Annotated in this window: 10 protein-coding genes; 5 read left to right on the forward strand and 5 right to left on the reverse strand. The window is 71.3% G+C overall.

Annotated features, from left to right (window positions below):
* The first annotated feature begins 62 nt into the window (after positions 1-62).
* Positions 63-1,322 carry an LCP family protein gene (locus ACLVWQ_RS37805; protein ID WP_414113828.1) on the forward strand — a complete coding sequence of 420 codons (1,260 nt, stop codon included), beginning with the start codon at positions 63-65 and terminating at the stop codon, positions 1,320-1,322.
* Positions 1,323-1,512: 190 nt separating this feature from the next.
* Here the strand turns inward: ACLVWQ_RS37805 and ACLVWQ_RS37810 are convergent, their stop codons facing one another.
* Positions 1,513-2,508, reverse strand: a complete 996-nt coding sequence (locus tag ACLVWQ_RS37810; protein ID WP_414113829.1) for an aldo/keto reductase — start codon at positions 2,506-2,508, stop codon at positions 1,513-1,515.
* A gap of 163 nt (positions 2,509-2,671) precedes the next feature.
* Here ACLVWQ_RS37810 and ACLVWQ_RS37815 point away from each other — a divergent pair, with 163 nt between their 5' ends.
* Positions 2,672-3,574, forward strand: coding sequence for a helix-turn-helix transcriptional regulator (locus ACLVWQ_RS37815; protein ID WP_414113830.1), 903 nt, complete (start codon positions 2,672-2,674; stop codon positions 3,572-3,574).
* 260 nt (positions 3,575-3,834) lie between these two features.
* Here the strand turns inward: ACLVWQ_RS37815 and ACLVWQ_RS37820 are convergent, their stop codons facing one another.
* Positions 3,835-5,010, reverse strand: coding sequence for an acyl-CoA dehydrogenase family protein (locus tag ACLVWQ_RS37820; RefSeq protein WP_414113831.1), 1,176 nt, complete (start codon positions 5,008-5,010; stop codon positions 3,835-3,837).
* A 191-nt stretch (positions 5,011-5,201) separates the two neighbouring features.
* Here ACLVWQ_RS37820 and ACLVWQ_RS37825 point away from each other — a divergent pair, with 191 nt between their 5' ends.
* Entirely contained in the window at positions 5,202-6,545 is a 1,344-nt protein-coding gene (locus ACLVWQ_RS37825; RefSeq protein WP_414113832.1) for a UDP-glucose dehydrogenase family protein, read from the forward strand.
* Positions 6,546-6,649: 104 nt separating this feature from the next.
* Positions 6,650-7,009 (forward strand): VOC family protein, encoded by a 360-nt coding sequence (locus ACLVWQ_RS37830; protein WP_414113833.1) that lies wholly within the window; start codon positions 6,650-6,652, stop codon positions 7,007-7,009.
* A gap of 22 nt (positions 7,010-7,031) precedes the next feature.
* On the opposite strand, the gene ACLVWQ_RS37835 is transcribed toward ACLVWQ_RS37830, so the two are convergent.
* From ACLVWQ_RS37835 to ACLVWQ_RS37845, 3 genes are all read right to left on the reverse strand, one after another.
* Positions 7,032-8,252, reverse strand: coding sequence for a dipeptidase (locus tag ACLVWQ_RS37835; protein WP_414113834.1), 1,221 nt, complete (start codon positions 8,250-8,252; stop codon positions 7,032-7,034).
* 164 nt (positions 8,253-8,416) lie between these two features.
* Positions 8,417-9,508, reverse strand: coding sequence for an LCP family protein (locus ACLVWQ_RS37840; RefSeq protein WP_414113835.1), 1,092 nt, complete (start codon positions 9,506-9,508; stop codon positions 8,417-8,419).
* 153 nt (positions 9,509-9,661) lie between these two features.
* Positions 9,662-10,696 carry a LacI family DNA-binding transcriptional regulator gene (locus tag ACLVWQ_RS37845; protein WP_414113836.1) on the reverse strand — a complete coding sequence of 345 codons (1,035 nt, stop codon included), beginning with the start codon at positions 10,694-10,696 and terminating at the stop codon, positions 9,662-9,664.
* A gap of 131 nt (positions 10,697-10,827) precedes the next feature.
* Here ACLVWQ_RS37845 and ACLVWQ_RS37850 point away from each other — a divergent pair, with 131 nt between their 5' ends.
* Complete coding sequence (locus tag ACLVWQ_RS37850; protein WP_414113837.1) at positions 10,828-12,240, forward strand: ABC transporter substrate-binding protein; 1,413 nt, start codon at positions 10,828-10,830, stop codon at positions 12,238-12,240.
* Positions 12,241-12,275 lie beyond the last annotated feature (35 nt).

Consider the following 12,275-nt stretch of genomic DNA (forward strand, 5'->3'; position numbering starts at 1 on the left):
CCTGATCCGATTCTCCGAAGGCCCTTGTATGCCACACAGTCGAACACTGCACACTGGGTCGCATGAACGATTGGCCCCAGGGATGGTCCGGAAACAACGGTGGCGACCGCCAAGGCCGCGGCGCGAGCGCCCAGCCCGAGGGCGCTCGTGTGATGCGGCAGGTCCAGCGCGGCCAGGGCGGCGGCGCCCCGCACTCCGCCGCGCCTCCTCACGGGGTCCCGCCGCAGCAGTCGTACAGCGACGGATCCGCCGACAACGGATACAACACGGGGCAGGTCTACGGCGGCGGTGGCGGCCCGCAGGGACCCGGCACCGACGGACGGCGGGACCGGCCCGCGCCGAACTGGCGGTGGCGGATCAAGTGGATCTCCATCACGGTGGTCACGCTCCTGGTCGTGGTGTCCGTCGGCACGTACTTCTGGGCCGACTCCAAGCTCAACCGCGACGTCGACCTGTCGAAGGTCATCGACCGGCCGGACGGCGGCGAGGGCACGAACTACCTGATCGTCGGCTCCGACAGCCGCGAGGGCATGTCCGACGAGGAGAAGAAGAAGCTCCACACGGGCTCGGCCGAGGGCAAGCGCACGGACTCGATGATGATCCTGCACGTCGGTGACAACGGGAACACGATGGTCTCGCTGCCGCGCGACTCGAACGTGGAGATCCCCACGTTCAAGGGCTCCGAGTCCGGCAAGACCTTCCAGGGCACCGGCCGTCAGGTGAAGCTGAACGCGGCGTACGCGGAGGACGGGCCCGAGCTGCTCGTGCGGACCGTGGAGGCCAACACCGGGCTGCGGATCGACCACTACGCGGAGATCGGCTTCGGCGGCTTCGCGAAGATCGTCGACTCGGTCGGCGGCGTGGAGATAGAGATCCCCAAGGGCGGCATGAAGGACACCAAGTCCGGCGCCGACTTCGACGCGGGCAAGCAGACCCTGAACGGCGAGCAGGCCCTGGCCTTCGTCCGCACCCGGTACGCGCTCGCGGGCAGCGACCTGGACCGTACGAAGAACCAGCAGAAGTTCCTCTCGGCGCTCGCCAGCCAGACGGCGACCCCGTCGACGATCCTCAACCCCTTCAAGCTCTACCCGACCCTGAGCTCCGGCCTCGACACCCTCACCGTCGACAAGGACATGTCCCTGTGGAACCTCGGCTCGATGTTCTGGGCCATGAAGGGCATCACCAGCGGGGACGGCAAGTCCATGAACATGCCGATCTCGGGCAACACCGGCAACGGCAACCTCCAGTGGGACACCGCCAAGGTCAAGACCCTGGTGGAGCAGCTGAAGAACGACGAGAAGGTGACGGTGTCGGGCAACTGACCCGGCCGGGCACGCCGTTCAGGTCCGCCGGGGCAGTTTCGGCACCGCCGCCTCGGCGAGCTTCCTCGCGCATGGCTCTCCTCGGCGTACCGCGTGTCGGGGCATACACCGTAGGAGCCGTTCGCCCCTCCGTTCAGGCGAGTCGGGGGCGATCACCCGTACGGGTTATGGCCACGTTTCTGAGGCGGGGTCAGTTGCCCACGCCGAGGCCGGCCATGAACGCGGCCGGATACCGGTCGCCGCGCGCCGCGCCCTGCGGCACCGCCTTCTCGATCTCGGCGAGGTCGTCCGCGGTGAGGGTCAGCTCCATCGCGGGCAGCGCCTCGGCGAGCCGCTCGCGGGTGCGGGCGCCGACCAGCGGCACGATGTCCTCGCCCTGCGCGGCCACCCAGGCGATGGCCAGCTGGGCGACGGTGCGGCCCTTCGCCTCCGCGACCCGGCGCAGCGCCTCCACGAGGGCGAGGTTGTGGGCGACGTTCTCACCGGAGAACCGGGGGCTGTGGCTGCGGGCGTCGCGGGGGTCGGCGCCGCCGCCGGCCGTCCAGTGCCCGGAGATGAGGCCGCGGCTGAGGACGCCGTACGCGGTCATGCCGATGCCCAGTTCGCGCAGCGTGGGCAGCACCTCCGCCTCCACCGCGCGGGAGATCAGCGAGTACTCGATCTGCAGGTCGGCGATCGGGTGGACGGCGTGTGCCCGGCGGATCGTCGCCGCGTCGACCTCCGAGAGCCCGATGTGCCGTACGTGTCCGGCCTCGACCATCTCCTTGATCGCGCCCACCGTCTCCTCGACCGGTACCGCGGGGTCCAGCCGGGCGGGGCGGTAGATGTCGATGTGGTCGGTGCCCAGCCGGGTCAGCGAGTAGGCGAGGAAGTTCTTCACGGCCTCGGGGCGGCCGTCGGTGCCGCCCCACTCGGGGCCCGGCCCCCGCAGCGCGCCGAACTTCACGCTCAGCTGGTAGCTGTCGCGGTCCCGGCCGCGCAGCGCCTCGGCGAGCAGCAGTTCGTTGTGGCCCATGGCGTAGAAGTCGCCCGTGTCCAGGAGGGTGACGCCGGCGTCCAGCGCGGCGTGCACGGTGGCGAGGGACTCCGCGCGGTCGGTCGTCCCGTAGGCGTCCGACATGCCCATCGCGCCCAGGCCCAGCGCGGAGACGGCCGGGCCGGTGCTGCCGAGGGTTCGTGTCTGCATGGTGTGGCTCCTTTGTCGTCGCCTTCGTGCTCGCCTTCGTCGGCGCCTTCGTCGGCGGTCTCTCCTCCACCCTGCGGCCGCGCGGCGAGGTGCGGGAGCGGAGCGCTCATCATGGGAGAGCCGCTCCCTGGCTGTGCTCTCCCGCGCGAGGGACCATGGAGCCATGGAACGTGACCAGCTCGCCGATTTCCTGCGCCGCCGCCGTGAGGCGATCCGTCCGGCCGAGGTCGGTGTCGCCGACGGCCCGCGCCGCCGCACCAGCGGTCTGCGCAGGGAAGAGGTGGCCATGCTGGCCGGCATGTCGGTGGACTACGTCGTACGCCTGGAGCAGGGCCGCAGCAGTCAGCCCTCGACGCAGTTGCTCGGCGCGCTGGCGCGGGCGCTGCGGCTGTCCGACGACGAGCGCGACCACCTGTTCCATCTGGCCGGTCACCGGCCGCCGCCGGCCGACGGGGTGGCGCGGCTGGCCCGCGCCGGTCTGATCCGGATGCTCGACCTGCTCGGCGACACCACGGCCGTGGTGATGTCCGACCTGGGCGAGGTCCTCGCCCAGAACCGTGCGGCTCTGCTGCTGATGGGCGACCACACGGGTCTGTCCGGCGACCGGCGCTATGTCGTGTACCGGTATTTCACCGACCCCGCCGCCCGTGCCGTCCATGTGCCCGAGGAGCTGGAGCACCATGCCCGCCAGCTCGTGGCCGACCTGCGCGCGGCCGCGGGCCGCCGGGCGGGCGACCCGGTGGTCACGGGGCTCGTCGACCGGCTGGCTGCCGAGAGCGCCGACTTCCGCCGGCTCTGGGCGGAGCACGAGGTGTCGGTCAGGCGCGCCGACCGGAAGACCTTCCAGCACCCGCGGGTGGGCCGGGTGCTGATGGACTGCGAGACCCTGGTCACCCCCGACCAGGGCCAGCAACTCCTGGTCCTCACCCCGGCGAACGCGGAGGCCCGCGAACGGCTGGAACTGCTGCGGGTACTGGGCGTGGAGGAGTTCCCCACGGCGCCGGCCCCGGAACCGACGAACACCGGGTCCCCGGCCCCGGGAACGCCGGGCACACCCAGGCGGTGAGCCGCCGGGCCGCGAGCCGCGGGCCGCGGGAACGAAGAACACCGGGACACCTGGGCCGGCGACGAAGCCACGGGGCACCCACACGGCGAACCGCCGGACGCCGGGCACGGAGCCCCACCGCGTGATGAGGCCATCGGACACCGAGCACCCGGCCCGGGAGCGAAGAGCACCGGCGCCCCGGGACCGGAGGCCGCCCCACGAGCCGGCCGCGCGAGCCACCGGGCCCGGCGGAGGCGGCCGCAGGTCCGGTGTGGTGGAGGCTACTTGGGGAGGTTGCGGGCCATCACGATGCGCTGGACCTGGTTCGTGCCCTCGTAGATCTGGGTGATCTTGGCGTCGCGCATCATGCGCTCGACCGGGTAGTCACGGGTGTAGCCGTAGCCGCCGAGGAGCTGGACGGCGTCCGTGGTGACCTCCATGGCGACGTCGGACGCGAAGCACTTGGCCGCCGCCCCCTGGAAGGTGAGGCCGCCTTCCGTGCCGCCGGCGGAGACCCGCTGGGACGTGGCCGCGGCCGAATACGTCAGCTGCCGGGCGGCCTCGATCTTCATGGCCATGTCGGCGAGCATGAACTGGATGCCCTGGAAGTCGGCGATCGGCTTGCCGAACTGCTTGCGCTCCTGGACGTACCCCTTGGCGTAGTCGAGGGCGCCCTGCGCGATGCCCAGCGCCTGCGCGGCGATCGTGATGCGGGTGTGGTCCAGGGTCTTCATCGCGGTGGCGAACCCCGTGCCCTCCTCGCCGATCATGCGGTCCGCCGGGATGCGCACGTTGTCGAGGTAGACCTCACGGGTCGGGCTGCCCTTGATGCCGAGCTTGCGCTCCGGCGCACCGAAGGAGACACCCTCGTCGGACTTCTCGACAACGAACGCCGAGATCCCCTTCGAGCGCTTCGTCGGGTCGGTCACGGCCATCACCGTGTAGTACTCCGACTCGCCCGCGTTGGTGATCCAGCGCTTCACGCCGTTCAGGACGTAGAAGTCGCCGTCCCGGACGGCCCGCGTCTTCATGCCGGCCGCGTCCGAGCCTGCGTCCGGCTCGGAGAGACAGTAGGAGAACATCCCGTCGCCCTTGGCCAGCGGCGCCAGGTACTTCTTCTTCAGGTCCTCGGAGCCCGCGAGGATGACCGGCAGCGAGCCGAGCTTGTTCACCGCGGGGATCAGGGACGAGGACGCGCAGACCCGCGCCACCTCCTCGATCACGATGACCGTCGCCAGGGCGTCCGCGCCCGCGCCGCCGTACGACTCCGGCACGTGCACGGCGTGCAGGTCGGCGGCGACCAGCGCGTCCAGTGCCTCCCGCGGGAAGCGCGCCTCCTCGTCCACCGCCGCGGCGTGCGGCGCGATCTTCGCCTCGGCCAGTGCGCGGATCGCGTCCCGGAGCATGTCGTGCTCCTCGGCCGGGCGGTACAGGTCGAAATCAGCCGATCCGGCCAAGGTCTCTCACGCTCCAAAGACGCAGTGCTGCTGACGCTAACTACCGTTAAGTAACCCAAATTTTAGGGGCCCGGCCACGCAAGTGATACGTGAGCTTGGCGACAAGGGGGAATCTGCCCGGTGAGGGGCTCGAAAACGACCCGACTATGCTCGGTCAGCGCTACGCGATCACCCGACCTCCTGGAGCACCCATGGCCCTCAAGATCACCGTGATCGGTACCGGCTACCTCGGCGCCACCCATGCCGCCGCCATGGCCGAGCTCGGTTTCGAGGTGCTGGGCCTCGACGTGGTGCCGGAGAAGATCGAGATGCTCCAGCGGGGCGAGGTCCCGATGTACGAGCCCGGCCTGGAGGAACTGCTGCGCAAGCACGTCGCCGGGATCGAGGGCGCCACCGGGCGGCTGCGGTTCACCATGGACTGGGCGGAGGTCGCGGCGTTCGGCGACGTCCACTTCGTCTGTGTGAACACCCCGCAGAAGCACGGCGAGTACGCCTGCGACATGTCGTACGTCGACGCCGCCTTCGCCTCGCTCGCCCCCCACCTCACGGGCCCCGCCCTGGTCGTCGGCAAGTCCACCGTGCCCGTCGGGTCGGCCGACCGGCTGGCCCGCACCCTCGTCGAGCTCTCCCCCGCGGGCGAGGAGATCGAGCTGGCCTGGAACCCCGAGTTCCTGCGCGAGGGCTTCGCGGTCCAGGACACCATGCACCCCGACCGCATCGTCGCCGGAGTGCGCAGCGAGCGCGCCGAGAAGCTGCTGCGCGAGGTGTACGCGACACCGCTGGCCGAGGGTTCGCCCTTCGTGGTGACCGACTTCCCGACCGCCGAGCTGGTGAAGACCGCCGCCAACTCCTTCCTCGCCACCAAGATCTCGTTCATCAACGCGATGGCCGAGGTCTGCGAGGCCGGCGGCGGCGACGTCGTGCGGCTCGCCGAGGCGATCGGGCACGACGACCGCATCGGGAAGAAGTTCCTGCGCGCGGGCATCGGCTTCGGCGGCGGCTGCCTGCCCAAGGACATCCGGGCGTTCATGGCCCGCGCGGGCGAGCTGGGCGCCGACCAGGCGCTCACCTTCCTGCGCGAGATCGACTCCATCAACATGCGGCGCCGCGGCCAGATGGTGGAGATGACGCGGGAGGCGCTGGGCGGGAGTTCCTTCCTCGGGAAGCGGATCGCCGTGCTCGGCGCGACGTTCAAGCCGGACTCGGACGACGTCCGGGACTCGCCCGCGCTGAACGTGGCGGGCCAGATCCATCTGCAGGGCGGCCAGGTCACGGTCTACGACCCCAAGGGCATGGCCAACGCACGACGGCTCTTCCCGACGCTCGGGTACGCGGACACGGCGGTGGACGCCGTGCGCGGGGCCCACGCCGTCCTGCACCTCACCGAGTGGCGCGAGTTCCGCGAGCTGGACCCGGCGGCGCTGGGCGAGGTCGCCACGGACCGTGTCGTACTGGACGGCCGCAACGCGCTCGACCCGGCCGTGTGGCGGGCGGCGGGCTGGACCTACCGGGCGATGGGCCGCCCGACGGCCTGACCTGCGCCCCACGCCCCGGGCCCCGGCACCGCTGCCCCACCGGCCCACCGCGACACGAACCGACACCGGACCGAGACCGAGACCGAGACCGAGGAGAAAAAGCCATGGCTCTGGCCAAGCTGGGCGCCGTCGCCCTGGACTGTCCCGACCCGCGGGCACTCGCCGCGTTCTACGCGGGGGTGCTCGGCGGCACCGTCGAGGGGGACGGCCGCTGGATCGACCTGCGGCTGCCGGAGGGCGGGACGCTGGCGTTCCAGGCCGCCCCCGGGTACGTACCGCCGAAGTGGCCCTCGCCGGAGGCCTCCCAGCAGATCCATCTGGACCTGACGGTCGAGGACCTGGACGCGGCGGAGGCAGCGGTCCTGGCGCTGGGCGCGAAGGTGCTCGACGCGGAGACCGGCGGAGAGTCCTGGCGGGTCTACGCCGACCCGGCGGGCCACCCGTTCTGCCTGTGCGCCTGCTGAACCCGCCCGCCGGCGTCGGCCGTCAGCCGTCGAGTTCGGCGATCGTCGCCATGGACGGTTCGCGGCGCCTGCGGGCTGCACGGGCCGTGAAGTCCACGGTACGCAGCACGCGTTGGACGTTGCCCCAGGTGAGCAGGGCCAGATCGGTGTCGGACCAGCCCCGGCCCAGGAGTTCGGCGATCAGCCTCGGATAACCCGAGGCGTCGGACAGGTCCCGCGGGTGCGCGGCCCCGGTGTCGTACGTCCCCGACAGGCCGACGCACTCGGGCCCCGCCAATTCCCGTACGTGGTCGAGGTGGTCGGCCACGTCGCGGACCGTGGGGCCGGTCTGCTCGGCGGTCAGCGGGACCAGGCACAGGCCCCCGGTGGCGCCGAGCTCGACGAGTACGTCGTCGGGGAGGTTCGCCGGGTGCGGACGCAGGGCGCGGGCCGCCGAGCGGCTGAACATGACCGGGGCCTTGGAGATGGTGAGGGCACGGCGGACGGTCGCGTCCGAGGCGCCCGAGAGGTCCGCGAGGACACCGATGCGGGTCATCTCGCGTACGACTTCCTCGCCGAACCGGGTCAGTCCCCGCTCGCCGGCCCAGGACACCCCGGAGAGGGTCAGCACGCGCAGGCCCAGGGCGTGCAGGGAGCGCAGGATGCCCAGCGAGTCGTCGAGCGCGGACGCGCCCGCCGGACCGAGCAGCACGGCGACCCGGCCGCAGTTCCTGGCGTCCGTGGCCTCCGCCGCGCTGTGCGCCATGCGCAGGCCCTCCGGATGGGCCTCCACCACGGTCTTCACCAGGTCGAGCTGTTCCAGCGTCGCCCCGACGGCCCGTTCGCCGACAAGCCCGTCCGGCAGGTGCAGCGACCAGAACAACGCCCCCACGTGCCCTTCGCGCAGCCTGGGCACGTCCGTGTCGACCGAGGTCTCACCGAGTTCGAGGTCGTACCAGGAGAGGTTCCGCAGGGCCCAGGCCAGACCGCTGTAGCCGTCCGCGACGGGGTGGGCGGCGAGGAGTTCGTGGGCCCGGGTCAGGGGGTCGACGCCGGCCCGGGAGCGGCCGTCGGCGTCCGCCTCCACTCCGGCCTCCGCCCCTGCCTCCGCGCCGGTGTCCGCACCGGATTCCGCGTCCGCGTCGGGATCGGGGGCGTGTTCGTCGCCGCGCCTGGCCGTGGGCCCGGACACGATCACGGCCTCGGGGTGATCCAGTTCGCCGACCTCTGCGGTGGTGTGCAGTTCGTCCTGCAGATCAGCCATGGCGGGGCTCCGGGGTCCGGTGGTGGCGACAGGGGTAGGGCCACCGTGCCACGGCGACGGATCAGGGTCTCGGTGGACGGGCCGTTCGGGCTACCGCCCCCGTCGGGCTCCCCCGCCGGGCCGCAGCGGGCGTGCTCCCGGAGTCCCTCACGTCAGCGAGTCCCTCACTTCAGCGACTCCCACAGTTCCCCGGCCTCCGGCTCGTCCGCGACCACCCGGTTGGGGTCGGACGGGGCGGGGACCACCGGCATCATCACGGTCTCGGTGCCCGCGGAGGAGAGGGACTTCAGGCTCTGCCCCAGGTCCATCAGTTCGGTCAGGGAGTTCAGGCCCGTGTCCGTGGTGAGGCTGCCGGTGAGCGCGTCGGCGACCTTGTAGAGGCGGGTGGGGCTGGTGAGGAGGTCGGTGGCGGAGATCTGGTCGAGAAGGCCCTTCACCAGCTTCTGCTGGAGCCCTATGCGGCCGAGGTCGCTGCCGTCGCCTATGCCGTGCCGGGTGCGGGCGAGGGCCAGGGCGTCCTCACCGTCGAGGTGGTGGGTGCCCGCCTCCAGTTCGAGGTGGCTGTCCTCGTCGGAGATGTCCTCCTCCGTCGTGACCGTGACCCCGCCCAGCGCGTCCACCAGGTCGGCGAAACCGGCGAAGTCGATCTCGATGTAGTGGTCCATGCGGACGTCGGTCATGGACTCCACCGTCTTGACGGCGCAGACCGGCCCGCCGACCGAGTACGCGCTGTTGAACATCGCGACGTACGCCACCGGGGCCGAGCCGCCCGACGGCAGCGGGCAGGAGGGCCGGGTGACCAGGGTGTCGCGCGGGATGCTGACGACGGTCGCCTCCGAGCGGCCCTCGTCGACGTGGACGATCATCGCCGTGTCGGAGCGGGCGCCCTCGCTGCTGCCGCCGCCGAGGTCCTTGTTGCGCTTGCCGCTCCGCGAGTCCGAGCCGAGGACCAGGATGTTGAGCGCGCCGCTGGGCAGCGGGCTCGCGGTGGCCGCCTCGGGGCCCGTCGGGGTCGTCATCGCCCGGGGTGGCCGGTCGTCGCCGAGCGCGCTGTCGATGTCGACGCTGCGGATGTTGTGGTTCAGATGCCAGTAGACCCACGCCGCCCCGGCCACCGAGACGACGAGCACGCAGCAGGCGGCGATGCCCGCCGCCTTGAAGAGCCGTGACCGGCCCGCCCAGCCCTGCCGTCTCGGGCGTCGCTCCGCGCCGCGTATCGCGGCGTCCCCGCCCCCGTGTTCGCCTTCTCCGCTCACGAAGAGAACTTAAGTCCGAATTATTACAAGGAGGAACCACTTCCCGGCTTTCCTTCGGAAACTCTCAGACTTCGTTGAGTTTCCTCAGACTCCGCCCGGTCTTCGGAGTCACCTCGCCCGACCTCTTCGAAAGTTTCGAAGCCGCCGCGCCGATCACGGCGTCGGGGCGGGCGGCGCCGTGCTGCTTCGCACCACCAGACTCGTCGCCAGTTCCACCCTGGTCGCCGTCGAAGGGCGCTCCGAGCGGCCGAGATCCAGCACCAGCCGGGTCGCCGCCTCGGCCATCTCCGTGAGCGGCTGGCGCACGGTGGTGAGCGGCGGGCCGACCCAGCGGGCCACCGGCAGATCGTCGAAGCCGACGATGCTGAGGTCCTCCGGGACCCGAAGGCCCAGCTCACGCGCGGCCTCGTACAGCCCGAGGGCCTGGAGGTCGTTGCCCGCGAACACGGCCGTCGGACGGTCCGGCAGCTTCAGCAGTTCGAGCCCCGCCCGGTGGCCGGTCTCGTGGTGGAAGTCGCCGGTGCGCACGAGCGCCGGGTCGACCGGCAGCCCGGCCGTGTCCAGCGCCGCCCGGTACCCGTCGAGCCGGGCCCGGCTGCACATCATCCGTGTGGGCCCGCTGATCACCCCGATGCGGCGGTGGCCCAGGTCGGCCAGGTGCCGGGTCGCGGCGAGCCCGCCCTGCCAGTTGGTCGCGCCCACGGACGGCACGTCGTCGCCCGGGTCGCCCGCCGGGTCGACCACCACGAACGGGATGGAGCGACTGGTCAGCAGCGCCCGCTGAGTCTCGTCGAGCCCGCTGAGGACGAGCACGACCCCGTGCGGGCGGCGCGCGGCGACCTGGTCGGCCCAGGTGCGCCCGGGGGTGAGCCGGCCCGCGCTCTCGGACAGGACGACGCTCAGCCCCTCGTCCCTGGCCACGTTCTCCACGCCCCGGATGACCTCCATCGCCCAGGCGCTCTCCAGTTCGTGGAAGACGAGGTCGACGAGCGGCGACCGGGACGCCTCGGCCCGGCGGCGCCGATAGCCGTGCCGGCGCAGCAGTTCCTCGACCCGGGACCGGGTCGAGGCGGCCACATCGGCACGGCCGTTGAGCACCTTCGAAACAGTCGGGGCCGAGACTCCCGCCTCGCGGGCGATCTCAGCGAGCGTCGCTGACTGGGCTACAGCGGGGTTCGGGCGAGTCATGAACGCGATCGTATCCCTGCGCAACCTCTTGACGAACCCCCTCGACCGCCATACGTTCCCGGAACATTCGAAGCTCAACCCGAAACATTCGTAAACGTTCTTGACGCGAGCGAGTCAGAAGAGGTGCTGTCATGGAGTCGATCAACGGGCGGTCCAACGGCGGGCAGCCCACCGGCGCCGGTACCGGTGGGGATGCCGGTGCCGATACCGGCGCGGGTGCCGGCACCGGCCTGGCCGGCCGCACGTTCAGCAGGCGCTGGGTCCTGGGCGCAGGTGCCACCTCCCTGCTCACCACCGGGCTCACCGCCTGTGGCTCCAGCGACGGTTCCGGCGGGGGCAGCAGCACCCTCACCGCCTTCGTGTACGGGGACGACGCGGTGAAGGTCCAGCAGTCGGCCGTCGAGCGGTTCAACACATCGGCGGACGCCAGGTCCACCAAGGGCAAGGTGAAGCTGGAGCGGATCCCGGGCGCGGAGTACCCGGCCAAGCTCCGCACGGCGATGGGCTCGCCGAGCGCCCCCGACATCTTCTACAACTGGGGCAGCGGCTCCATCAAGGCCTACCAGGACGCCAAGCAGCTGGTCGACCTGACCGACGTCATCGAGGGTGATCCGGCCCTGAAGTCGGGGTTCCTGCCCTCGGTGCTCGCGGCGGGCGGTCTCGGCGGGCGGCAGTACGGCATACCGATGCGCGGCATGCAGCCGGTCATCCTCTTCTACAACAAGTCGGTCTTCGCCGAGCACAAGCTCCAGCCGCCCACCACCTGGCCCGAGTTGCAGGACATCAACGCCAAGCTGAAGGCCGCGAAGATCACCCCGTTCGCGCTCGGCGGCGCGGACATCTGGCCCGAGCTGATGTGGCTGGAGTACCTCGTCGACCGCATCGGCGGACCGAAGGTCTTCGCGAGGATCCAGGAGGGCGACGCGTCCGGCTGGGGCGACCCGGCCGTCCTCAAGGCCGCCGAGACGGTGAAGGAACTCATCGACGACGGCGCCTTCGGCACGAAGTTCAGCTCGGTGTCGTACACCAACGGCGGTGCCCCGGCGGTCTTCGCCAAGGGCAAGGCGGCGATGCACCTGATGGGTTCGTGGGAGTACTCGACGCAGCTCGGCAAGTTCCCGGACTTCGCGAAGAACAACATGGGCTGGTGCGCCTTCCCCACGGTCGAGGGCGGCACCGGCGACGTCCGCAACGTGGTGGGCAACCCCACCAACTACTGGTCCGTCAACACCCGGGCGGAGAACAAGGACGCCGCGATCGCCTTCCTGAAGACCTGCGCGTCCCAGACGTACGCCAAGGCGCTGGTCGCCAACGGCGACGTCCCGACGACCGCCGACGCCGCCGAACTGCTCGCCGCCTCGCCCAACCCGGCGTTCGCCCGATTCCAGTACGAGATGGTCGAGAAGGCGCCGGCCTTCACGCTCTCCTGGGACCAGGCGGTCGGTCCGGACCTCTCGACCCCGATGCTCACCGAGATCAACAAGCTGTTCGTCGGCAAGTCCTCGCCGAGCGAGTTCGTGTCGGCGCTCAAGGAGCTGAAGTGAGCGCACCCACCCCCACCGAGGCCCCGGTGGGAAGC

The sequence above is a fragment of the Streptomyces sp. CWNU-52B genome, assembly GCF_047444975.1.
Classification (GTDB): domain Bacteria; phylum Actinomycetota; class Actinomycetes; order Streptomycetales; family Streptomycetaceae; genus Streptomyces.

Excerpts from the sequence above, each read along its gene's own strand:
- ACLVWQ_RS37805 (WP_414113828.1), top strand. The coding sequence starts at position 63 with ATGAACGATTGGCCCCAGGGATGGTCCGGAAACAACGGTGGCGACCGC.
- ACLVWQ_RS37810 (WP_414113829.1), bottom strand. The coding sequence starts at position 2,508 with ATGCAGACACGAACCCTCGGCAGCACCGGCCCGGCCGTCTCCGCGCTG.
- ACLVWQ_RS37815 (WP_414113830.1), top strand. The coding sequence starts at position 2,672 with ATGGAACGTGACCAGCTCGCCGATTTCCTGCGCCGCCGCCGTGAGGCG.
- ACLVWQ_RS37825 (WP_414113832.1), top strand. The coding sequence starts at position 5,202 with ATGGCCCTCAAGATCACCGTGATCGGTACCGGCTACCTCGGCGCCACC.
- ACLVWQ_RS37830 (WP_414113833.1), top strand. The coding sequence starts at position 6,650 with ATGGCTCTGGCCAAGCTGGGCGCCGTCGCCCTGGACTGTCCCGACCCG.
- ACLVWQ_RS37835 (WP_414113834.1), bottom strand. The coding sequence starts at position 8,252 with ATGGCTGATCTGCAGGACGAACTGCACACCACCGCAGAGGTCGGCGAA.
- ACLVWQ_RS37845 (WP_414113836.1), bottom strand. The coding sequence starts at position 10,696 with ATGACTCGCCCGAACCCCGCTGTAGCCCAGTCAGCGACGCTCGCTGAG.
- ACLVWQ_RS37850 (WP_414113837.1), top strand. The coding sequence starts at position 10,828 with ATGGAGTCGATCAACGGGCGGTCCAACGGCGGGCAGCCCACCGGCGCC.